Raw genomic sequence first — 21,027 nt, forward strand, 5'->3', positions numbered from 1 at the left:
TCAGGCAAACACCTGCAGGCTGCGCGGCGGCAACGCCACCCAGATGTCCTGGGCGCCCAGGCGCGGCATGGCTTCCGGCGCCAGTTCCGCCAGCAACGGATGGCCTGGCAACTGCTCCAGTTCAAAGCTCATGCGACAGCGGTTGCCGAGGAAGGTGATCTCGCGAACTTTGGCCGGGAACAGGTTTTCTTCGTGCACCGGCGGGTTGACGCAGATCGCTTCCGGGCGGCAGAACAAGCGGCCCGACTGGGCGACACCCGCGTCCTCAGCCAGGCGCATGTTCAACCCACCCACCTGGGCATGGCTGGCGCTGTTACGGCTGAACGGCAACCAGTTGCCCTGGCCGACAAACTCCGCCACGAACGGTGTGGCCGGGCGGTCGTAGATTTCCTGGGGCGTGGCGTACTGCTCGACCTTACCGTTGTTCATCACGGCAATGCGGTCGGCCATCAACATGGCTTCGTCCTGGTTGTGGGTCACCATCAAGGTGGTGATGCCCAGGCGCCGCTGCAGTTGGCGCAGTTCAGTGCACAGGTGCTCGCGCACCCGGGCATCGAGGGCCGACATCGGCTCATCCAACAGCAATAACGACGGCGCCGGCGCCAGTGCGCGGGCCAGGGCGACGCGCTGTTGCTGGCCGCCGGAGAGTTGGCCGGGGTACTTCTTTTCGCTGCCCACCAGGCCGACCAGTTCGAGCATCTGCGCGATACGCTTGCGCACTTCATCGCGGCCGCTGCCGGTGAGGCCGTAGCCGATGTTCGCTTCAACGCTGAGGTTGGGAAACAACGCGTAGGACTGGAACAGGATGCCGTAGTCCCGCGCCTGGGGTGGCAGCAGGGACACGTCGCGCTCGCCCAGGTAAAGCTCACCGCTGTCCTGGCGCTCCAGGCCGGCGATGCAGCGCAGCAGTGTGGTCTTGCCACAGCCGGAAGGGCCCAGCAGGCACACCAGCTCGCCGGCGGCGACGTCCAGGGAGACGTTGTCCAGCGCGGTGAACGCGCCAAAGCGTTTCTGGATTGCGCGCACTTTCATCGGTGCGCCGGGTTGGGTCAGGGCTGTGTGCATGGTGGCACCTCATCGAACGGATGAAGGCCATGCTAGGGAGGGAATGCGTAGCTGGTGTGGCAGAAAGGCAAAAGGAGGTGATAGTGGTATTGGTGGATTTGTGTAGGACTCATGATCGTTCCCACGCTCCGCGTGGGAACGTCTCTAGTGACGCTCCGCGTCACGGACGCGGAGCGTCCTGGGCGGCGTTCCCACGCGGAGCGTGGGAACGATCAGAGGGGTGACATTTCCTGCGCCAGGCCAAGGAATGCCGCCGGCAACCGCGCACCTTTGCGCTCCTTGAGGCAATACAGGTACTCCGGAATCTGCGGTGCATTCTCGATGGTCAGCACCCGCAACTGCGGGTCATGGGGCACTTCCTGGCGGGCGATGATGCTGATGCCGATATTGCGCAGTACCGCCTCGCGAATCGACTCACGGCTGCCAATCTCCAGCAACGGCCCGTACCCCACGCCGGCGTTCTTCAACATCTCTTCCGTCAGCCGGCGGGTGGTGGAGCCCGCTTCACGCATCAGCAAGGTATGCCCGATAAGCGCGCTCAACGGTACATGATCAAGCTTGGCCAACGGGTGATTGCGGTGCACCGCCAGCACCAGCGGGTCCGTGCCCAGCACGCGGCGGATCAGCCGGGCATCTTCCAGCAATTGTGATGAGGCCGCGACATCGACGCGGTAATCGTCCAACGCCTCAAGCACCTGCTGGGAGTTGCCGATTTCCACCGACACGTCCACCTGGGGCAGGCGCTCGCGAAAGGCTTTGACCAGATCGAGGATGTAATACGGCGCCGTCGCGGCAATCCTCAACGCGCCCTGGACCTGGCCGTTGTTGCGCAGGAAAAACTCGATATCCGCTTCCTGCTGCAACAGCGCCTTGACCATCGGCAATAGCCGCGCGCCTTCGTCGCTGACGGTGAGACGGCGGCCGCCACGGTAGAACAACTCGACGCCATACTGGCTTTCCAAATTGCGAATCTGGGTGGTCACCGTGGGCTGGCTCAGGCCGAGTTTCTTCGCCGCCTGGGTAATGCTGCCCAGGCGGGCGACCATGAAAAACGCCTTTAACTCAGCACTCAGCACACCACCCTCTCATCCGCTATTTGCGCACCAGGCGCAGGCCATTGAACACCACCAGCAGGCTCACGCCCATGTCGGCGAAGACTGCCATCCACATGGTCGCCATGCCCATGAACGTGACGGCCAGGAAGATCGCCTTGATCACCAGCGCCAGGGCGATGTTCTGCTTGAGGATACTCGACGTTTGCCGCGACAACCGAATGAAAGCCGGAATCTTGCGCAAATCATCGTCCATCAGCGCCACGTCGGCGGTCTCGATGGCGGTGTCGGTGCCCGCTGCGGCCATGGCAAAGCCGATCTCGGCACGGGCCAGGGCCGGGGCGTCGTTGATGCCGTCACCGACCATGCCCACCCGATGGCCCTGGCCGTAGAGGGTTTCGATGGCTTGCAGTTTGTCGGTGGGCAACAGGTCGCCCTGAGCCTGGTCGATACCGACCTGGGCCGCAATGGCCTGGGCAGTGTGGGTGTTGTCGCCGGTGAGCATCAGGGTCTTGATGCCCAGGTCGTGCAATTGCTGGATGGCTTCGCGGCTGCTCTCCTTGACCGTGTCGGCCACGGCAAACAGCGCGAGCGGGCCGGACTTGTCCAGCAGCAACACCACCGACTTGCCTTGTTTTTCCAGGGCGAAAAGTTTCTCTTCCAGAGCCTCGGAACACAGGCCGAGGTCTTCCACCAGGCGGTGGTTACCCAGGTGATAGGTCTGGCCGTTGATATCACCCCGCACACCGCGCCCGGCCAGGGCTTCGAAGTTATCCACAGCGTGAGTCGACAGGTTTTTATCCACAGCCGCGTTGGCAATGGCCAGGGACACCGGGTGGTCAGAGCGCGATGCCAAGCTGGCAGCCAGGGCCGGCGCGCTGTCTTCGATATTCGGGAACAGCGGCAGATAGTCGGTTTGCACCGGTTTGCCATGGGTGATGGTGCCGGTTTTGTCGAGGGCCAGGTAATCGAGCTTGTAGCCGCCCTCCAGGTATACGCCGCCCTTGATCAGGATGCCTTTGCGCGCTGCTGCTGCCAGGCCGCTGACAATGGTCACCGGGGTGGAGATCACCAAGGCACAAGGGCAGGCCACTACCAGCAACACGAGGGCGCGGTAGATCCAGTCAAACCACACGCCCGCCATGAACAGCGGCGGAATCACCGCCACACCGAGGGCAAACAGGAAGACGGCCGGGGTGTAGACCTTGGAGAAGCTGTCGACAAACCGCTGGGTCGGTGCGCGTGCGCCTTGGGCCTGTTCCACGGCGTGGATGATTCGCGCCAGGGTCGAATTGTTCGCCGCTGCGGTGACCTTGTACTCCAGGGAACCGGCCTGGTTGATGGTGCCGGCGAAGACTTTATCGCCCACGGTTTTCTCAATCGGCAGGCTTTCCCCGGTGATCGGTGCCTGGTCGATGGTGGACTGGCCGGCCGTGACCTCACCGTCAAGGCCGATGCGCTCGCCGGGCTTTACCCGCACAATCGCGCCAAGATCAATGCTTTTGACCTCTTGTTCCAGCCAGGAACCGTCGGCCTGGCGCACCGTGGCCTGTTCCGGGGTCATCTGCATCAGGCCGCTGATGGCGTTGCGCGCCCGGTCCAGAGATTTGGCCTCGATCAACTCGGCCACGGTGAACAGGAACATCACCATTGCCGCTTCCGGCCACTGGCCAATCAGGATCGCGCCCGTCACCGCGATGCTCATCAAGGCGTTGATATTGAGGTTGAAGTTCTTCAGGGCAATCCAGCCCTTCTTGTAGGTGGTAAGGCCGCCGCTGAGGATCGACACCAATGCCACCAGCGCAATCACCCAGGTGGGTGCCACGCCGGTGAAGTGCAGCACCTCCGCACCCAGGGCACCCACGCCCGACACCGCCAACGGCCACCAATGCTTCTTGGCAGGCGGCGCGGCGGCGGGGCTGCCTTCTTCGATAGGGTCGGCCTGCATGCCGATGGACTTGATTGCCTCGATGATCGGCGCGGTGTTCGGCAGGTCATGGGTGACGCCGAGGATGCGGTTGATCAGGTTGAATTCCAGTTGCTGCACGCCAGCGAGCTTGCCCAGCTTGTTCTGGATCAGCGTCTGCTCGGTGGGGCAGTCCATGGCTTCGATGCGGAAGGTGCTCAGGCGCGAGCCGGCGGTGGGCGCCTCGCTCAGGGTCACGATGGCAGGCCCGGCAGCGCCGGAGCAGCAGGAGCCGGAATGGCCGTGGTTATCCACAGGCGTGAGTTTGGCGGGCCCATGGTCATGTTTATGATCATGGCCGTGGTCATGAGCGTGAGCGTGATCGTGATCGTGATCATGCTTGTGGTCGTGCTTGTGCGGGGTATGAATGGAGTGGCTCATCAGGTCGCGTCCGTAAAGGTGCCTGTTGCCAAGTAAAGACCCTGTAGCCACTATAGGGTCAAGCACCCATTTGGAGATTGCTGCGATGAAAATCGGCGAACTGGCCAAACTCACCGATTGCCCGGTGGAAACCATCCGTTATTACGAGAAGGAAAACCTGCTGCCGCCCCCGGCCCGCACCGACGGCAACTATCGCGTGTACACCCAGGCGCACACCGAGCGGCTGACCTTTATCCGCAACTGCCGCAGCCTGGACATGACCCTCGAAGAGATCCGCAGCCTGCTGGGGCTGCGCGACAGCCCCCAGGACCAGTGCGAAAGCGTGAATGCGTTGATCGACGAGCATATCCACCATGTGAAAGCGCGGATCGACGGGTTGTTGGCCTTGCAGGAGCAACTGCTGGACCTGCGCCAACGTTGCGGCGGTGGGAACCAGTGCGGGATCTTGCAGCAGTTGGAAGTCAGCGGCGGGATTGCGGCCAGCGAGGCCGAGCCTTCGCATGTGGGCAGAAGCCACGGCCACTAAACTCAAGCGAACACGCAACCCATGTGGGAGCTGGCTTGCCTGCGATAGCGGTGTGCCAGCAACATTGATGTCGCCTGACACTGCGCTATCGCAGGCAAGCCAGCTCCCACAGTTTCTGACCGCAACAGGCTTTAGATAGCCACGTCGGCCTTGATGCTTGGGTCGGCGTCGTAGCCCACGATTTCAAAGTCTTCGAACTTGTAGTCGTAGATCGACGCAGGCTTACGCTTGATCACCAATTCCGGCAGTTTTTTCGGCGTACGCGCCAACTGGGTCTGGATCTGTTCCATGTGGTTGCTGTAGGCGTGGGTGTCGCCGGTGGTGACGATGATCTCGTGGGGGATCAGGTCGCATTGCTGGGCCAGCATGTGGGTCAGCAACGCCAGCGCGGCGGTGTTGTACGGCAGGCCCAGGAACACGTCGGAGCTGCGGATATACAACTGCATCGACAGATGGCCGTCATGCACGAACGCCTGGTACAGCAAATGGCACGGCGGCAGGGCTTGCTTGCCGTTACGCGCGTTTTCCTGCGGGCTCTGGGTTTCGTCCGGCAGGTACTCGACGTTCCAGCCATGGAACAGGATGCGCCGGCTGTTGGGGTTGGTCTTGAGCGTGTGCACCATGTAGTCGATCTGGTTGATCGTGCCGCCGTCCTTGGTCGGCCAGGCGGTCCACTGCTCGCCGTACACCGGGCCGAGGTCGCCGTCTTCGGTGGCCCATTCGTCCCAGATCTTCACGCCATTTTCGTTGAGCCACTTGATGTTGGTATTGCCGCTCAACATCCAGATCAGTTCGTTGGCGATGCTTTTGAAGTGCAGCTTCTTGGTGGTCAGCAGCGGGAAGCCGTCGGCCAGGTTATGCCGATACTGACGCGCAAACACAGCCTTGGTGCCGGTGCCCGTGCGGTCGCCCTTGGTCAGGCCATTGGTCACGACGTCCTGCAGCAGTTCGAGATATTGCTTCATGTTTTTACCCGTATCGTTGAAGCCAAGACCTCCTGGTCTTGGCATTCGAATTTAAAGCGCGGCGTTCTTCAGCGGCTGCGGGCGATTGTACGCCCACCACAGCATGCCCAGGCCCGCCAGGATCATCGGCAAGCTGAGCACCTGACCCATGGTCAGCCAGCCCCATGCCAGGTAGCCCAACTGCGCGTCCGGTACCCGTACGAATTCGACGATAAAGCGGAAAATCCCGTAGAACAGCGCGAACATGCCCGACACGGCCATGGTTGGGCGTGGCTTGCGCGAGAATATGTAGAGGATAAGGAACAGTGCCACACCTTCCAACGCGAACTGGTACAGCTGCGACGGGTGGCGCGGCAGTTGCGCCGGGTCGCTGAACGGCGGGAACACCATCGCCCACGGCACGTCGGTCGGCTTGCCCCACAGCTCGGCGTTGATAAAGTTACCAATGCGCCCGGCGCCCAGGCCGATCGGCACGAAGGGGGCGACGAAGTCCATCAGCTGGAAGAACGACTTGCCATTGCGCCGGCCAAACCACCAGGCGGCGATCATCACGCCGATAAACCCGCCGTGGAACGCCATGCCGCCCTTCCACACTTCAAAGATCAGGGTCGGGTTGGCGAGATACGCAGACAGGTCGTAGAACAGCACATACCCCAGGCGCCCGCCGACGATCACGCCCATCGACATCCAGAACACCATGTCGGAGAGCTTCTCCTTGGTCCAGGTCGGGTCGAAACGGTTCAGGCGCCGGGAAGCCAGCAGCCAGGCACCGCCGATGCCGATCAGGTACATCAACCCGTACCAATGGATTTTCAGCGGACCGATGGCCAGGGCCACCGGGTCGATCTGCGGGTAAGGCAGCATTGCGACTCCTCGTTAAAACATTTAGTCATGACGCACCGGACCATGCCGATGTGCGATTAAGCCTGCGTTACAGCTGCGAGATCAAATTAAGAAGTTCACATACACACCAAACAGCCCGGCATGTTAACGGATCAGAGGTGCGCGGCCCAACTTCGAGACGATGGAACACCTGCGCGTCTGTGGGTAGAGTGGCAAAAACACAAAAGGGGTCACCCGATGTGCCTGATTGTTTTCGCCTGGCGACCGGGCCATGCCCAGCCGTTGATCGTCGCGGCCAACCGCGATGAGTTCTACGCCCGCCCCAGCCTGCCCTTGGCCCAGTGGGCGGATGCGCCCCGGGTCTACGCCGGTCGCGATCAGGAGGCCGGGGGCACCTGGCTGGGGGTGAACGCGGATGGGCGCTTTGCCGCCTTGACCAACATCCGCGACCCGCACCAGCCACCGGCACGCAAGTCTCGCGGCGAACTGGTTGCGCGGTTTCTCAGTGGTTCGCTGCCAATTGACGATTATTTGGCCGATGTGAATGGACGCTCGATTGAATACGCCGGGTTCAACCTGCTGGTGGGCACGCGGGATGAGCTGTGGCACTACAACGCCAAGGACACCGAACCGACGCGGTTGAAGGCTGGGGTGTATGGGTTATCCAATGCCGGGCTGGATACGCCCTGGCCGAAGTTGCTAAAGGCCAAGGCGGCGTTCCGCGCAGTGCTGGAGAACCCAGAGCCTAAGGCCCTGCTGCGGATTCTGAGCGACCCGCAGATCGCGCCGTTTGCTGAGCTGCCGGACACCGGCGTAGGCCTGGCGACAGAAAGCCTGCTGTCGAGCGTGTTTATCGCCAGCCCCAGTTATGGGACACGGGCGAGCACGGCGCTGATTGTAAATGCCGATGGGACGCGAAGGATGCTGGAGCGTAGCTTTGGCCCGCACGGTGGGCGGCTGGGTGAGGTCGAACTGAAAATCTGACGGCGCTTGGGCTGACGTCATCGCAGGCAAGCCAGCTCCCACATTTGGAATGCGGTTCCTTGTGGGAGCTGGCTTGCCTGCGATGAAGGCGCCTCGGTTTAGAGGGTTTTGGCCGAGGCCGGGTTGATCATCCGGGTCAACCCCAGGTTCTTCAACGCCAGTTGCAGCGAGCTGTGGATAACTTGCGGGTTGTCGATGGTCATCAACTCGGCGAGCAAATCCTTGGCCCTGCTCAACTCCACCTGGCGCAGCATCCACTTCACTTTCGGCAAGTTGGTGGCGTTCATCGACAGGCTGTCAAAACCCATCGCCATCAACAGCACCGCCGCCGCCGGGTCGCCGGCCATTTCGCCGCAGATACTCACCGGTTTGCCTTCGGCATGGGCGTCGCGCACCACGTGTTGCAGCGCTTGCAGCACCGCCGGGTGCAGGTAGTCGTAAAGATCGGCCACCCGTGGGTTGTTACGGTCCACAGCCAACAGGTACTGGGTCAGGTCGTTGGAGCCTACCGACAGGAAGTCCACCTGCCGCGCCAGTTCCTTGGCCTGGTACACCGCCGCCGGGATTTCGATCATCACGCCAATCGGCGGCATCGGCACATCGGCGCCTTCGTCGCGCACTTCGCCCCAGGCACGGTGGATCAGGTGCAGGGCTTCTTCCAGCTCATGGGTGCCGGAGATCATCGGCAGCAGGATGCGCAGGTTGTTCAAACCCTCGCTGGCCTTGAGCATGGCGCGGGTCTGGACGAGGAAGATTTCGGGATGGTCGAGGGTAACGCGAATACCGCGCCAGCCAAGGAAGGGGTTGTCTTCCTTGATGGGGAAATAGGACAGTGACTTATCGCCGCCAATATCCAGGCTGCGCATCGTCACCGGTAACGGGTGGAAGGCTTGCAGTTGCTCGCGATAAATCGCCAGCTGCTCCTTCTCGCTCGGGAAACGCTGGTTGATCATGAACGGCACTTCGGTGCGGTACAGCCCCACCCCTTCGGCGCCGCGCTGTTGCGCACGGGCTACGTCCGCCAGCAGGCCGGTGTTGACCAGCAGCGGTACCCGGTGGCCATCGGGGGTGACACACGGCAGCTCACGCAGCGAATCCAGGCCCTGGGCCAGTTGCTTCTCTTCTTCCACCACCTCGGCGTATTGCTTGCGCAGCACGTCGCTGGGGTTGGTGAACACTTCGCCGCGATGCCCGTCGACGATCATGTCGATGCCATCGACCTTGGAATACGGCAGGTCCACCAGGCCCATCACCGTCGGGATGCCCATGGCCCGGGCCAGGATCGCCACGTGGGAGTTACCCGAGCCCAATACCGATACCAGGCCCACCAGCTTGCCTTCAGGCACTTCGCCAAGCTGGGTGGCGGTCAATTCTTCACTGACCAAGATGGTGTTATCGGGGAAGACCATGTTGGTGCTGCGGTCTTCCTGCAGGTACGCCAACAGGCGGCGACCCAGGTCGCGCACATCCGATGCCCGCTCGCGCAGGTAGGCGTCGTCCATCATTTCGAAACGGTTGACGTGATCGGTGACCACCTGGCGCAACGCGCCCTGGGCCCACTGGCCGGTCTTGATCACGGTCTTGACTTCGTTACCCAGGGACGCGTCGTCGAGCATCATCTGGTACACGTCGAACAGCGCACGCTCTTCGGGGCGCAGCTGGGTGGCCAGCTTGGTCGACAGGTTGCGCATGTCGGCGCGCACGCCTTCGAGGGCGGTCTTGAACAGTTTGATCTCGGCGTCGATGTCACTGACGCTCTTGTCCGGCACTACATCGAGGTCGGCTGGCGGCAGCATGACCACCGCGGTACCCACCGCAGCGCCTGGCGAACCCGGTACGCCGACGAACTTGGCTTCCTGGATACCCTTGCCCTGGCGTCCCAGGCCGCGAATCGAGCCGGTCGCTTCGGCGTGGGCGATAACCCCGGCCAGTTGCGCGCTCATGGTCACCAGGAAGGCTTCTTCGCCTTCGTCGAACTGGCGACGCTCTTTTTGCTGGATGACCAACACGCCGACAACGCGGCGGTGGTGAATGATCGGTGCGCCAAGGAACGAGGCGTAGCGCTCTTCACCGGTTTCGGCAAAGTAGCGATAACGCGGGTGATCGGCCGCGTTCTCGAGGTTAAGGGGTTCTTCACGCGTCCCCACCAGGCCCACCAGACCTTCATTGGGCGCCATGCTGACCTTGCCGATGGAGCGCTTGTTCAAGCCCTCCGTGGCCATCAGCACAAAACGGTTGGTCTCGGGGTCCAGCAGGTAAACCGAGCAGACCTGGCTGCCCATGGCTTCCTTGACGCGCAACACAATAATCCCCAACGCCGCCTTGAGATCCTTGGCGGAGTTAACTTCCTGGACGATCTTGCGCAGCGTATTGAGCATGGCTCGGGGTCGAACTCCGTCGTCAGTCGCGCGCTAAAAGGCGCGGGGCAAGCTCTTTGAGAGCGCGACGATAAACCTCGCGCTTGAATGTCACCACCTGGCCCAACGGATACCAATAGCTGACCCAGCGCCAGCCATCGAACTCCGGTTTACCGGTCAAATCCATCCGCACCCGCTGCTCGTTGGAGATCAGGCGCAAAAGAAACCATTTCTGCTTCTGGCCGATGCACAGCGGTTGGCTGTGGGTACGCACCAGGCGTTGCGGCAAACGATAGCGCAACCAGCCACGGGTACAGGCCAGAATTTTTACATCTTCGCGCTCAAGGCCGACTTCTTCGTTCAACTCACGGTACAAGGCGTCTTCAGGGGTTTCGTCGGGGTTGATTCCACCTTGAGGAAACTGCCAGGCATCTTGGTTGATTCGGCGAGCCCATAGCACCTGTCCGGCATCATTCGTCAGAATAATGCCGACATTAGGACGGAAACCATCGGGGTCGATCACGGCAACAACCTCGCAAACGCATGTCGCCGCATTGTTCCACAAAGGTTGTTCCAGCGGCAACGAGGCTTCTTACCTTATGTGCACTCTTGTGAAAAGACCGTATTCTGGACGCCTTTTTACAGACTTTTCAGCGAGTAACTGCAATGCGCCTGGCTTTATTCGACTTGGACAATACCCTTCTGGGCGGTGACAGCGATCACGCCTGGGGCGATTACCTGTGTGAACGCGGTTTTCTCGACCCGGTGGCCTACAAGGCCCGCAACGATGAGTTCTACCAGGACTACCTGGCCGGCACGCTGGATAACGCCGCCTACTTGAACTTCTGCCTGGAAATCCTCGGCCGCACCGAGATGGCCCAGCTGGACGAGTGGCACAACGACTACATGCGCGACTGCATCGAGCCCATCCTGCTCCCCAAGGCCGTCGAGCTGCTGGCCAAGCACCGCGCCGCCGGCGACAAGCTGGTGATCATCACCGCCACCAACCGCTTCGTCACCGCGCCGATTGCCGCACGCCTGGGCGTCGAAACCCTGATCGCCACCGAGTGCGAAATGGTGGATGGCCGCTACACCGGGCGCAGCACCGATGTGCCGTGCTTTCGCGAGGGCAAGGTGACGCGCTTGAACCGTTGGCTGGAAGAAACCGGTTATAGCCTGGAAGACAGCTATTTCTACAGCGATTCGATGAATGATTTGCCGCTGCTGGAGCAGGTGACGCATCCGGTGGCAGTGGATCCGGATCCGAATTTGCGCGCTGAGGCTGAAAAGCGTGACTGGCCGGTGATTACACTGCGCGGCTGACAACGCTATCGCAGGCAAGCCAGCTCCCTCATTTTGACCCTGTTCTCATGTTGGAATCCGGTCAAGTGTGGGAGCTGGCTTGCCTGCGATGAAGGCGACGCGGTTTCAAACAGGCTTGGCACCCATAAGCCCTGCAATCGCCACAAACCCCACCAGGCTGACCACCGCCAGCACCAAGGTGAAATTCAGGCTCCCGCCCTCGCCCTTGCGCAGCCGATTGAGCCGTGCCACCAGCCAGAACCACGCCAGTGCCGCCACGGTGTAGAGGATGCTGGAGCCCAAGATCCAGGTTTGCCCCAATGGCCAGCCGAGCAGGTGCACCAGCCACCAGCCGGTGAACGGCATGCTGACCAGGCAAATGCCCATCAGCAGCCATACAAATGCCCAGGGGCGCTGCACGGTCGCGGCCGGGCCGGCGCTGCGTTTACGCCACGCCAATACCGCCAGACCCAGGCCGCTGAGCAGCAGCAATACGGTGGCGGTGATGTGGATCACCTTGAGGGTGGTCAGCGTTTCCATGGTCTCTATTCCTTATAGGCCGCTCAGTCAGCGTAGTCGCTCAACCGAGGAACAGCTGGTAAGCCGGGTTTTCGCTTTCATCCCAGTACGGGTAGCCGATTTGCGCCAACGCGGCAGGCACCAGGTGGCGCTCGTCCGCCGGTACTTGCAGCCCGGCAACCACACGGCCGTCTGCCGCGCCGTGGTTGCGGTAGTGGAACATCGAGATGTTCCAGCGCCCGCCGAGCTTGTGGAGGAAGTTGAACAACGCCCCCGGCCGCTCCGGGAATTCGAAGCGAAACACCAGCTCGTCGCTGACTTTGGCCGCATGCCCGCCAACCATATGGCGAATGTGCAACTTGGCCAGTTCGTTCTCGGTAAGGTCCAGCACCGGGAAACCCTGGCTGGTCAGGCTGGCCACCAACGCGCTGCGCGGGTCGTTCTCAGGGTGGGTCTGCACGCCGACGAAGATGTGCGCTTCGCTGCCGGAGTGGTAGCGGTAATTGAATTCGGTGATCTGGCGCTTGCCCACCGCTTCGCAGAAGGCCTTGAAGCTGCCCGGCCGCTCGGGGATGGTCACCGCGATGATGGCTTCACGACCCTCACCCAGTTCGGCGCGCTCGGCCACGTGGCGCAAACGGTCGAAGTTGACGTTGGCGCCCGAGTCGATGGCGACAAAGGTCTGGCCGCTGACGCCACGGGTCTCGACGTACTTTTTGATCCCGGCCACGCCCAGCGCGCCGGCCGGCTCGGTGATGGAGCGGGTATCGTCGTAGATGTCCTTGATCGCCGCACAGATTTCATCGGTGCTGACGGTGATCACTTCATCCACGTAGTCTTTGCAAATGTCGAAGGTGTGCTGACCGATCTGCGCCACCGCCACGCCGTCGGCGAAGATGCCAACGGTGGGCAATACCACGCGCTCGCCCGCCGCCATGGCAGCTTGCAGGCAGTTGGAGTCGTCCGGTTCCACGCCGATGATCTTGATCTCCGGGCGCAGGTATTTCACATACGCCGCAATCCCGGCGATCAGGCCGCCGCCGCCCACCGGTACGAAAATCGCGTCCAGCGGCCCTGGGTGCTGGCGCAGGATTTCCATCGCCACGGTGCCCTGCCCGGCAATGGTGTGCGGATCATCGTAGGGGTGGATGTAGACGTAGCCTTTTTCGTCGACCAGCTTGAGCGAGTAGGCCAGGGCTTCCGGGAAGGAGTCACCGTGCAGCACCACTTTGCCGCCACGGGAGCGCACGCCTTCGACCTTGATCTCTGGGGTGGTCTTGGGCATCACGATGGTGGCTTTCACCCCCAGCACCCTGGCCGCCAGGGCCAGGCCCTGGGCATGGTTGCCGGCCGACGCGGTGACGACACCGCGCGCACGTTCTTCGGCGCTGAGCTGGGTGAGCTTGTTGTAGGCGCCGCGAATCTTGAACGAGAACACCGGCTGCAAGTCTTCGCGCTTGAGCCAAATCTTGTTACCCAGCCGCTCGGAGAGCTGGCGGGCAGTCTGCAAGGGGGTTTCCACGGCGATGTCGTAAACGCGCGAGGTGAGGATTTTTTTGACGTAGTGTTCAAGCATCGGCAGGCATCTACTTCACGGGTTGGGCAGGGCCAAGGAGTCTAACCCAGCGTTTGGCCGGGCGACCACACGAATCCCGAGGTTTTGTTGGGTTATACTCGCCGCCCTCGTTAATTCCCCGCCCGTTCCGGAGCCCGCATGACCCAGGATCAACTCAAACAGGCAGTGGCCCAGGCCGCTGTCGATTTAATCCTTCCTAAACTCGACGACAAGAGCATCGTCGGTGTCGGCACCGGCTCCACCGCCAACTGCTTTATCGACGCACTGGCCCAGCACAAGGGCGCGTTCGACGGCGCCGTGGCCAGTTCCGAAGCCACCGCTGCCCGCCTCAAGGGCCATGGCATCCCGGTGTACGAGCTCAACACCGTAAGCGACCTGGAGTTCTACGTCGACGGCGCCGATGAAAGCGACGAGCACCTGAACCTGATCAAAGGCGGCGGCGCGGCCCTGACCCGCGAGAAGATTGTCGCGGCCGTGGCCAAGACCTTCATCTGCATCGCCGACGCGAGCAAGCTGGTCCCCGTGCTGGGCACGTTCCCACTGCCGGTGGAAGTCATCCCCATGGCCCGCAGCCACGTGGCCCGCGAGCTGGTGAAACTAGGCGGCGACCCGGTGTACCGCGAAGGCGTGTTGACCGACAACGGCAACATCATCCTCGACGTGTTCAATATGCAGATCACCAACCCGGTGGAGCTGGAGACGCAGATCAACGCCATCGTGGGCGTGGTCACCAACGGCCTGTTCGCCGCGCGCCCGGCGGATGTGTTGCTGCTGGGCACCCCGGAAGGCGTGAAAACCCTCAAGGCCTAAGAACAAACCGGGCTAAATGTGGGAGCGGGCTTGCTCGCGAATGCGGTGTGTCAGTCACTATTTTTGTTACTGACACACCGCATTCGCGAGCAAGCCCGCTCCCACATTTGTTAGGCGCTCGGCGCTAGAGCGATGTAACAAAAACGCTACTTTTCGCAGCACTCCTCGCCAAAACCGTGCGCTCTGTCACGGCATCCCCTGCCCCGCCTGGTATCCAATCGGATACAAATTACAGCCACGCGACCCACGCGTTTAACAATGCGCCAATTCGCAGCCGCCCATGGAATGAGGCGCGCATTGTGCAAAGGGTCTGGGCTTGAACGTCCCCCTCACCTCAAGGAAGACCTTGTGATAAAGCCTCTAGCCCTCGCCATCAGCGTTGCCGGTGCCCTGCTGCCCACCCATAGCCAAGCCTATGATTACGGCCAGCACGCCAACACCACCCTGGAAAAACTGATCAACGACTACCCTGGCCGTTATCGCGGCACGGCCAATTTTGCCGGGGCAGCCGACTGGATGCAGAGCCAGATGGGCAACACCTATAGCCTCAGCCGCCAGGACTTCACCTGGAACAACGGCAGCCGGGCTTCGCAAAACGTGGTGGCCTCTGCCGCTGGCACCAAGCCCCAGTACGTGGTGATTGGCGCGCATTTCGATACGTACTTCGGCCGCCCGACCCTGCAAGGCCTGGATGACAACGGTTCCGGCGCCAGCGTGTTGACTGAGGTGGCGAAGAACCTCGGCGGCCTGTCACTGGAAAATGGCCTGCAAATCGTCGGCTTCGGCGCCGAAGAAGAAGGCCTGCGCGGCTCGCGGGCCTTTGTCGACTCACTCAGCGCCAGCCAGCGCGCCAACATGCTCGCGATGATCAACCTCGACAGCCTGATCACCGGCGACATGATGTACGCCCACGCCGGCCAGAACAGCACCGCCAACCCGGCCTTGGCCTCCTTGCGCGAGCACACCTTCCAGATCGCCAAGGAGTTGAACATCCCGCTGTTCAGCAACCCCGGCCTCGACCCGCAGTACCCGAAGGGCACTGGCTGCTGCAGCGATGGTGAGGCGTTCGAACCGCTGAATGTCCCGATCCTTTATATAGAGGCTACCAACTGGGAACTGGGCGACCTGGATGGCTACACCCAGACCGACAACCCGAAAATCCCCGGCGGCTCGACCTGGCACGACCCCACCGAAGACAACAAAGCCGTGCTGACCGATGCATTCGGCCAGGCACGCATCGACCAACGCCTGCGTGACTATTCACGCCTGCTCAGCCGCCTGGTGCTGGAATTGACCAACGCCGACCTGATGGCCTCGACCGCCTCTGGCGGCGCCGTTGCGCGCAATATGCAAGACAACCTGCAGCGCCAGCATCAGGCCCTGGTGCGCCTGCATGATCGCCGCTGGCTGACCCTGCAAGCGGCCAGCCGCGACGTCGGCAGCTTTGATGGCGAGATCGGCGTGGATGGCGAATACAACCCGGACAGCGGCTTTGACAGCGCCCCCAACCCCGAAGCCCGGCGTCTGGGGCTGCATGCCCTCGGCGACTACCAACTGACTTCAAGCCTGAATATCGGCGCCAGCCTCAGCTACCTCAATGGGCGCGACAAACTGGAGCATCGCGGCAAGCTCGACAGCGACACCTGGCAGGCAGCCGTCTATGCGCTGCTCAACGATGGCGGGCCAAGCTGGCTGGCCGGTGACCTGAGCGTGGGCCACACGCGCTTCGATTCCAAGCGCAACCTGGTCATCCAGGCCAATGGCGGGCCGATCCTGCTCAACCAGCAACTGACGGGCGACACCGATGCTCTGGCGCTGGGCGCACGGGTGCTGGGTGGCTATGACTTTGACTTTGGCGCGATCAAGAGCGGGCCGTTCGCCGGCCTGGACTACAGCCATTACCGCATCGACAAGTTCCACGAAAAGCAGAACCTGCGCACAGCCCTGGAATACGAAGAGCAGTCTTTCGACTCCCTGGAAGCCAGCCTCGGCTGGCGCGTGCGCGGCGCGGTTGCCCTGCCCTATGGTCTGAACCTGATGCCCTACGGCGACATCGCCTGGGTCAAGGAATTGGCCGATGGCCGCCTGGACGACCTGCAACTCACTGCACGCGCCGATGGCCAGGCCCGCACCGCCAGGCTGGGCTCAGTGGACAAGAGCTTTGCTCGTGCACAACTGGGCAGCCAACTGGCGATCACCCCACAGTTGGGCGTGTTTGCCGAGGTCAATGGTCGCCTGGGGCATGCTGAAGGCAGCCAGACCGGTTATTCGCTGGGCGTGCAATGGATGTTCTGATCAAGGCTTCTTGAACACGTAAAACAGGTTGGGCTCGCTGACCATGTACAGCGTGCCGTCGTCATCCATGGCGATCCCTTCGGCCTGGGGCACACGCTTGCTCAGGCCATGGCGCCCTTTAAGCAACGACAAACTGCTTAGAGGGCGACCATCGATATCCAGCTCCAAGACCAGAAAAGACTCATCCGACAGCGCCAACAGATGGCCGCTGCGCTCGTCGTATTGCAGGCTCGACAGGTCGCGCACAAACAGCCCGGCATCGCGCTTGGGGTTGTTGATTACATGCACCGAGTAGGTTTTTTCTGGCTTGAAATGGGGAAACCCATGCACCTCGTAGATCAGCATGGGGTCGCGCTCCTTGGCCACGAACAGGCGCTTGCCCACCGAATCGTAGGCCAACCCTTCAAAGCCCTTGTTGCCGCCGACGTGCACGCCCAGGGTCATTTGCTCCGCATCGGCGGCGTCGAGGAACGTGGTGTCGTCATCCACATGCACCTTGATCAAGCGCTGCTGGCGCTCATCGCTGAGGACGTAGATGTTGTCGCTGATAAATTCCACCGCCTCGGCATCGCCAAAGCCCACCAAGGGAATGCGCCGCAGGATCTTGCCCTCCAGGGACAGCTCGACCAGTTCGGCGTTTTTATTGGTGACGGTAAACAGGCTTTTGCGCACGGGGTCGTAGGTCAGAGCCGAGACATCATCGTCGAGCCCTTCGATCACCCGGCCTTCGAGGGTGACGCGGTAATCCGCCAAGCCAATGGCACGCTCATCAGCCGGCTGGTACCACACCCGCCAGTTGAACCAGGCGCGTTCGAACAGACGGAACTGCTGTGCAACCAGCCCGGCAGCGACCAGGGCGAGCAACAGCAGGATAAAAACAGCAGGTTTGGGGCGGGCAAGTCGACGCATCGGGGCGGGCTCAGAGAAAAAACTGGCGAATAGATATCAAGGTCACCTGAATTTAAACTTAAACGCACCGGACTGTCTGGCTAATGCCGTTTATAAAGAAAAGTCTGACGTAATTCGTCAGTTATTTCTGCTTTTCAAAACGATAGAACAGGTTTGGCTCACTGACCATGTACAGATTGCCGCTCTCGTCCATGGTCACGCCTTCGGCACGCGGGATCGTGTCCTTGAGGCCGTTGAAACCGCCGAGCAAGGTCATGAAGCTGACCTGTTCGCCGGTTTCATCCAGCTCCAGCAGCAGGTGGGAATCGGCCGACATGACCAGCAGATGCCCGGTACGTGGGTCGATGGACAAAGCCGAGAGGTTGCGCACATCCAGTTCGGTGCTGGCCAGTTTTTGCTTGTCGCCAGTCAGCGTGTTGCCATCGCTTTTCCAGGTGAACAAGGCCGGCGGGCGCTCTTCGCCCAGCACCAGCTGCTGGTTGCGCTTGTCCCAGGTGACGGCTTCAAAGGCTTTGTTCTGGTCTTTGGACGGGCCCAGGTCATGACTGGGAAAATCGGCCTTGTTCAGCGCGGTGGTGCTGGCGTCCACCTTGACCACGGTCAGGCTGTGATCGCGCTCATCGACCACGGCCATCAAGCCGTTTTCCATCACCGCCACGCCTTCCGGGTTGTTCCAGCCGTTGAGCGGCATCTTGCGCAGCACATCGCCTTGCAGGCTCAGCTCGACCAGGAAGGGGTTCTTGCCCATCACCGAAAACAGGGTTTTGGTCTGGGGGTTGTAGGACAGGTCCGAAGCCTCATCCTTCTCCATACCGGGCAGCAACTTGGCGTCGATCACCGCGTGATAGTCCGGTAGCCACACACTTTCGCGGCGCTCAGCCGAACTCTCGAAACGCTCCAGCACCCACAGCACACCGCGATCGTCCCAGTGCATGGCCCAGGCGATGCCATACAAAATGGCACCGGCCAAAAATACCCAGGAATACCAGCGCATGGACAAGCGAGAGCGAAGCGAGGTTTTCGAAGTGGGCAGAGGCACGACCATTGAGCGCTTTTCCGGAAAGTCAGCTGTAGGGGATAGCACAGGATTCAAGGACCTGCGCGCAAGAGCGGGGAATTATCCGGGTGGCGTGTGAAAAAAATGCAAAAGCAAGGATTCAGGATGTAATGAAGAGCCAATGTGGGAGCGGGCTTGCTCGCGAATGCGGTGGTCCAGTCGTTGATGCATTGACTGACACCGCGCATTCGCGAGCAAGCCCGCTCCCACAGTTTGATCGCAGTTTGTCTGCTACTTAGCGCACGACACTTTCGAAGCGGTTCACACCCGCCAGCTCAAGCACCACTTCATCCCCCACATTCAACGGGCCTACACCCGCCGGGGTGCCGGTCAGGATCACGTCGCCCGCTTGCAGGGAGAAGCAACCCGCCATGTACTGGATCATCGGCACAATCGGGTTGAGCATCTGCGCGCTGCTGCCGTCCTGGCGCACTTCGCCGTTGATGCTCAGGCGAATGCCGATATCGGTCACGTCCGCAAAGGTACTGCTGACCACGAAGGGCGCAATCACCGCCGCGCCATCGAACGACTTGGCGATTTCCCACGGCAAGCCCTTGGCTTTGAGCTCGGCCTGCTTGTCGCGCAGGGTCAGGTCCAGGGCCGGGGCGAAGCCGGAGATGGCGTCCAGCACTTCTTCCCGGCTCGGCTTGGCGGACAAAGGCTTGCCGATCAACACGGCGATTTCCGCTTCGTAGTGCACCGAACCGCGTTCGGTCGGAATGGCAAAACCGCCTTCCAACGGCACCACGCAGCTGCCCGGCTTGATGAACAACAGCGGCTCGGTAGGCACCGGGTTGTCCAGTTCCTTGGCGTGTTCGGCGTAGTTGCGCCCGATGCACACCACTTTGCCCACCGGGAAGTGGATGTTGGTGCCGTCGACATACTTGTGCTGGTAGCTCATGGAACGACTCCTTCAGGTGCGATTAAACAGCGAAGATCTTGCCGGGGTTCATGATCCCGTTAGGGTCGAACACGGCTTTGACGGCTTTCATGTATTCGATTTCAACCGGTGAACGGCTGTAGGTCAGGTAATCGCGCTTGGTCATGCCCACGCCATGCTCGGCGGAGATCGAGCCGTTGTACTTGGCGACGGTCTCGAACACCCACTTGTTCACGGTGGCGCACTTGGCAAAGAACTCGTCTTTGCTCAGGTTTTCCGGCTTGAGGATGTTCAAGTGCAGGTTGCCGTCACCGATATGGCCGAACCAGACGATTTCGAAATCCGGGTAGTGTTCGCCGACGATCGCGTCAATTTCGCTCAGGAAGGCCGGCACTTTCGAAACGGTCACCGAGATATCGTTCTTGTACGGCGTCCAGTGGGAAATGGTTTCGGAGATGTACTCGCGCAGCTTCCACAGGTTGTGCAGTTGGGTTTCGCTCTGGCTCATCACGCCATCCAGCACCCAGCCCTGTTCCACGCAATGCTCGAAGGTTTCCAGGGCGTGGTTGGCGACTTCTTCGGTGGTGGCTTCGAATTCCAGCAGGGCGTAGAACGGGCACTCGGTTTCGAACGGTGCCGGCACGTCGCCACGGCCGAGGACTTTGGCCAGGGCCTTGTCGGAGAAGAACTCGAAGGCGGTCAGGTCCAGCTTGCTCTGGAAGGCATGCAGCACCGGCATGATCGAGTCGAAATCAGTCGTGCCGAGTACCATCGCCGTGAGGTTTTTCGGCGCACGGTCCAGGCGCATCGTGGCTTCGACCACAAAGCCCAGGGTGCCCTCGGCGCCGATAAACAGCTGGCGCATGTCGTAGCCGGTGGCGTTCTTGATCAGGTCGCGGTTCAGCTCCAGCACATCACCTTTGCCGGTGACGACCTTCATGCCGGCCACCCAGTTGCGGGTCATGCCGTAGCGAATTACTTTGATCCCGCCAGCATTGGTGCCGATATTGCCGCCAATCTGACTGGAACCGGACGAGGCGAAGTCCACCGGGTAATACAGGCCGTTTTCTTCAGCGACGTTCTGCAACTGCTTGGTGACCACACCCGGCTGGCACACGGCGGTGCGGTCGGTGAGGTTCACGTCGAGGATCTGGTTCATATAGTCGAACGACACCACCACTTCGCCATTGGCGGCAACGGCAGCCGCCGACAAGCCCGTGCGCCCACCCGATGGCACCAGCGCCACCTTGCGCTCATTGGCCCAGCGTACGATGGCCTGCACCTGCTCGGTGGTCTTGGGGAACACGATGGCGGTAGGTGCGGGGGCGAAGTGCTTGGTCCAATCCTTGCCGTAAGCCTCCAGGGAGTCGGCGTCGGTCAGCACTTTGCCGGGCTCAACCAGGGTCTTTAGCTCATCAATCAGGGCAGGATGGGTCATCGACAGAACTCTCGAACAATTCATGGTCATCCTGAGAACGCTTCACGTCGCAGGAATAGGTGTTTAGCGGGGTGCGTATGCTAGCATACCGCCCCCGCAGGA

At 61.4% G+C, this 21,027-nt stretch carries 18 protein-coding genes; 5 read left to right on the forward strand and 13 right to left on the reverse strand.

The window, feature by feature from the left end; genetic code table 11:
• The 3 genes from PSH76_RS28740 to PSH76_RS28750 all read right to left on the reverse strand — a co-directional run bounded on the left by PSH76_RS28740 (nucleotide 1) and on the right by PSH76_RS28750 (nucleotide 4,464).
• A complete protein-coding gene (locus PSH76_RS28740; RefSeq protein ID WP_305493311.1) occupies nucleotides 1-1,065 on the reverse strand; it encodes a putative 2-aminoethylphosphonate ABC transporter ATP-binding protein in 1,065 nt (354 codons plus the stop codon).
• Nucleotides 1,066-1,277: 212 nt separating this feature from the next.
• Nucleotides 1,278-2,141 (reverse strand): LysR family transcriptional regulator, encoded by an 864-nt coding sequence (locus tag PSH76_RS28745; protein WP_278918632.1) that lies wholly within the window; start codon nucleotides 2,139-2,141, stop codon nucleotides 1,278-1,280.
• Between the two features lie 16 nt (nucleotides 2,142-2,157).
• Nucleotides 2,158-4,464, reverse strand: a complete 2,307-nt coding sequence (locus PSH76_RS28750; RefSeq protein ID WP_305493312.1) for a heavy metal translocating P-type ATPase — start codon at nucleotides 4,462-4,464, stop codon at nucleotides 2,158-2,160.
• An 85-nt stretch (nucleotides 4,465-4,549) separates the two neighbouring features.
• On the opposite strand from PSH76_RS28750, the gene cadR reads away from it, so the two are divergent.
• Nucleotides 4,550-4,990 carry a Cd(II)/Pb(II)-responsive transcriptional regulator gene (gene cadR / locus PSH76_RS28755; RefSeq protein WP_003195185.1) on the forward strand — a complete coding sequence of 147 codons (441 nt, stop codon included), beginning with the start codon at nucleotides 4,550-4,552 and terminating at the stop codon, nucleotides 4,988-4,990.
• 131 nt (nucleotides 4,991-5,121) lie between these two features.
• On the opposite strand, the gene PSH76_RS28760 is transcribed toward cadR, so the two are convergent.
• Together PSH76_RS28760 and lgt are read right to left on the reverse strand one after the other, a co-directional pair.
• Nucleotides 5,122-5,955, reverse strand: a complete 834-nt coding sequence (locus PSH76_RS28760) for a thymidylate synthase (RefSeq protein WP_014720362.1) — start codon at nucleotides 5,953-5,955, stop codon at nucleotides 5,122-5,124.
• Nucleotides 5,956-6,006: 51 nt separating this feature from the next.
• Nucleotides 6,007-6,819 (reverse strand): prolipoprotein diacylglyceryl transferase, encoded by an 813-nt coding sequence (gene lgt, locus PSH76_RS28765; RefSeq protein WP_003195189.1) that lies wholly within the window; start codon nucleotides 6,817-6,819, stop codon nucleotides 6,007-6,009.
• Between the two features lie 216 nt (nucleotides 6,820-7,035).
• Here lgt and PSH76_RS28770 point away from each other — a divergent pair, with 216 nt between their 5' ends.
• On the forward strand, nucleotides 7,036-7,782 hold the full coding sequence (locus PSH76_RS28770) for an NRDE family protein (protein ID WP_305493313.1): 747 nt from the start codon (nucleotides 7,036-7,038) through the stop codon (nucleotides 7,780-7,782).
• Between the two features lie 98 nt (nucleotides 7,783-7,880).
• On the opposite strand, the gene ptsP is transcribed toward PSH76_RS28770, so the two are convergent.
• The gene (gene ptsP, locus PSH76_RS28775) at nucleotides 7,881-10,160 is read right to left on the reverse strand and encodes a phosphoenolpyruvate--protein phosphotransferase (RefSeq protein WP_003195193.1); all 2,280 of its coding nucleotides are present in this window, start codon (nucleotides 10,158-10,160) and stop codon (nucleotides 7,881-7,883) included.
• 22 nt (nucleotides 10,161-10,182) lie between these two features.
• Nucleotides 10,183-10,662 carry an RNA pyrophosphohydrolase gene (locus PSH76_RS28780; protein ID WP_305494498.1) on the reverse strand — a complete coding sequence of 160 codons (480 nt, stop codon included), beginning with the start codon at nucleotides 10,660-10,662 and terminating at the stop codon, nucleotides 10,183-10,185.
• A 143-nt stretch (nucleotides 10,663-10,805) separates the two neighbouring features.
• Between PSH76_RS28780 and PSH76_RS28785 the strand changes: the two genes are divergently transcribed.
• Nucleotides 10,806-11,462 (forward strand): HAD family phosphatase, encoded by a 657-nt coding sequence (locus PSH76_RS28785; protein ID WP_305493314.1) that lies wholly within the window; start codon nucleotides 10,806-10,808, stop codon nucleotides 11,460-11,462.
• 105 nt (nucleotides 11,463-11,567) lie between these two features.
• Here PSH76_RS28785 and PSH76_RS28790 read toward each other — a convergent pair whose 3' ends face one another.
• Both PSH76_RS28790 and ilvA read right to left on the reverse strand, forming a co-directional pair.
• Entirely contained in the window at nucleotides 11,568-11,981 is a 414-nt protein-coding gene (locus PSH76_RS28790; RefSeq protein WP_014720366.1) for a DUF2269 family protein, read from the reverse strand.
• Nucleotides 11,982-12,021: 40 nt separating this feature from the next.
• On the reverse strand, nucleotides 12,022-13,536 hold the full coding sequence (gene ilvA, locus PSH76_RS28795; protein ID WP_098950103.1) for a threonine ammonia-lyase, biosynthetic: 1,515 nt from the start codon (nucleotides 13,534-13,536) through the stop codon (nucleotides 12,022-12,024).
• A gap of 138 nt (nucleotides 13,537-13,674) precedes the next feature.
• Here ilvA and rpiA point away from each other — a divergent pair, with 138 nt between their 5' ends.
• Together rpiA and PSH76_RS28805 are read left to right on the forward strand one after the other, a co-directional pair.
• Complete coding sequence (rpiA, locus tag PSH76_RS28800) at nucleotides 13,675-14,346, forward strand: ribose-5-phosphate isomerase RpiA (protein ID WP_003195201.1); 672 nt, start codon at nucleotides 13,675-13,677, stop codon at nucleotides 14,344-14,346.
• Nucleotides 14,347-14,694: 348 nt separating this feature from the next.
• Nucleotides 14,695-16,641 carry an autotransporter domain-containing protein gene (locus PSH76_RS28805; RefSeq protein ID WP_305493315.1) on the forward strand — a complete coding sequence of 649 codons (1,947 nt, stop codon included), beginning with the start codon at nucleotides 14,695-14,697 and terminating at the stop codon, nucleotides 16,639-16,641.
• Here the strand turns inward: PSH76_RS28805 and PSH76_RS28810 are convergent, their stop codons facing one another.
• From PSH76_RS28810 to PSH76_RS28825, 4 genes are all read right to left on the reverse strand, one after another.
• Nucleotides 16,642-17,550: an SdiA-regulated domain-containing protein gene (locus PSH76_RS28810; protein ID WP_305493316.1), complete on the reverse strand. Its 909-nt coding sequence runs from the start codon at nucleotides 17,548-17,550 to the stop codon at nucleotides 16,642-16,644.
• Between the two features lie 121 nt (nucleotides 17,551-17,671).
• A complete protein-coding gene (locus PSH76_RS28815) occupies nucleotides 17,672-18,595 on the reverse strand; it encodes an SdiA-regulated domain-containing protein (protein ID WP_032894651.1) in 924 nt (307 codons plus the stop codon).
• A 247-nt stretch (nucleotides 18,596-18,842) separates the two neighbouring features.
• Nucleotides 18,843-19,508 (reverse strand): fumarylacetoacetate hydrolase family protein, encoded by a 666-nt coding sequence (locus PSH76_RS28820; protein ID WP_305493317.1) that lies wholly within the window; start codon nucleotides 19,506-19,508, stop codon nucleotides 18,843-18,845.
• 22 nt (nucleotides 19,509-19,530) lie between these two features.
• A complete protein-coding gene (locus PSH76_RS28825; protein WP_305493318.1) occupies nucleotides 19,531-20,925 on the reverse strand; it encodes an FAD-binding oxidoreductase in 1,395 nt (464 codons plus the stop codon).
• Nucleotides 20,926-21,027: the final 102 nt, after the last annotated feature.

The organism is Pseudomonas sp. FP215 (assembly GCF_030687795.1).
Lineage (GTDB): Bacteria > Pseudomonadota > Gammaproteobacteria > Pseudomonadales > Pseudomonadaceae > Aquipseudomonas > Aquipseudomonas salmasensis.

Coding starts and splice junctions, on each gene's coding strand:
- PSH76_RS28740 (WP_305493311.1), bottom strand. CDS start 1,065: ATGCACACAGCCCTGACCCAACCCGGCGCACCGATGAAAGTGCGCGCA.
- PSH76_RS28750 (WP_305493312.1), bottom strand. CDS start 4,464: ATGAGCCACTCCATTCATACCCCGCACAAGCACGACCACAAGCATGAT.
- cadR (WP_003195185.1), top strand. CDS start 4,550: ATGAAAATCGGCGAACTGGCCAAACTCACCGATTGCCCGGTGGAAACC.
- PSH76_RS28760 (WP_014720362.1), bottom strand. CDS start 5,955: ATGAAGCAATATCTCGAACTGCTGCAGGACGTCGTGACCAATGGCCTG.
- lgt (WP_003195189.1), bottom strand. CDS start 6,819: ATGCTGCCTTACCCGCAGATCGACCCGGTGGCCCTGGCCATCGGTCCG.
- PSH76_RS28770 (WP_305493313.1), top strand. CDS start 7,036: ATGTGCCTGATTGTTTTCGCCTGGCGACCGGGCCATGCCCAGCCGTTG.
- ptsP (WP_003195193.1), bottom strand. CDS start 10,160: ATGCTCAATACGCTGCGCAAGATCGTCCAGGAAGTTAACTCCGCCAAG.
- PSH76_RS28785 (WP_305493314.1), top strand. CDS start 10,806: ATGCGCCTGGCTTTATTCGACTTGGACAATACCCTTCTGGGCGGTGAC.
- PSH76_RS28790 (WP_014720366.1), bottom strand. CDS start 11,981: ATGGAAACGCTGACCACCCTCAAGGTGATCCACATCACCGCCACCGTA.
- ilvA (WP_098950103.1), bottom strand. CDS start 13,536: ATGCTTGAACACTACGTCAAAAAAATCCTCACCTCGCGCGTTTACGAC.
- rpiA (WP_003195201.1), top strand. CDS start 13,675: ATGACCCAGGATCAACTCAAACAGGCAGTGGCCCAGGCCGCTGTCGAT.
- PSH76_RS28810 (WP_305493316.1), bottom strand. CDS start 17,550: ATGCGTCGACTTGCCCGCCCCAAACCTGCTGTTTTTATCCTGCTGTTG.
- PSH76_RS28815 (WP_032894651.1), bottom strand. CDS start 18,595: ATGGTCGTGCCTCTGCCCACTTCGAAAACCTCGCTTCGCTCTCGCTTG.
- PSH76_RS28820 (WP_305493317.1), bottom strand. CDS start 19,508: ATGAGCTACCAGCACAAGTATGTCGACGGCACCAACATCCACTTCCCG.
- PSH76_RS28825 (WP_305493318.1), bottom strand. CDS start 20,925: ATGACCCATCCTGCCCTGATTGATGAGCTAAAGACCCTGGTTGAGCCC.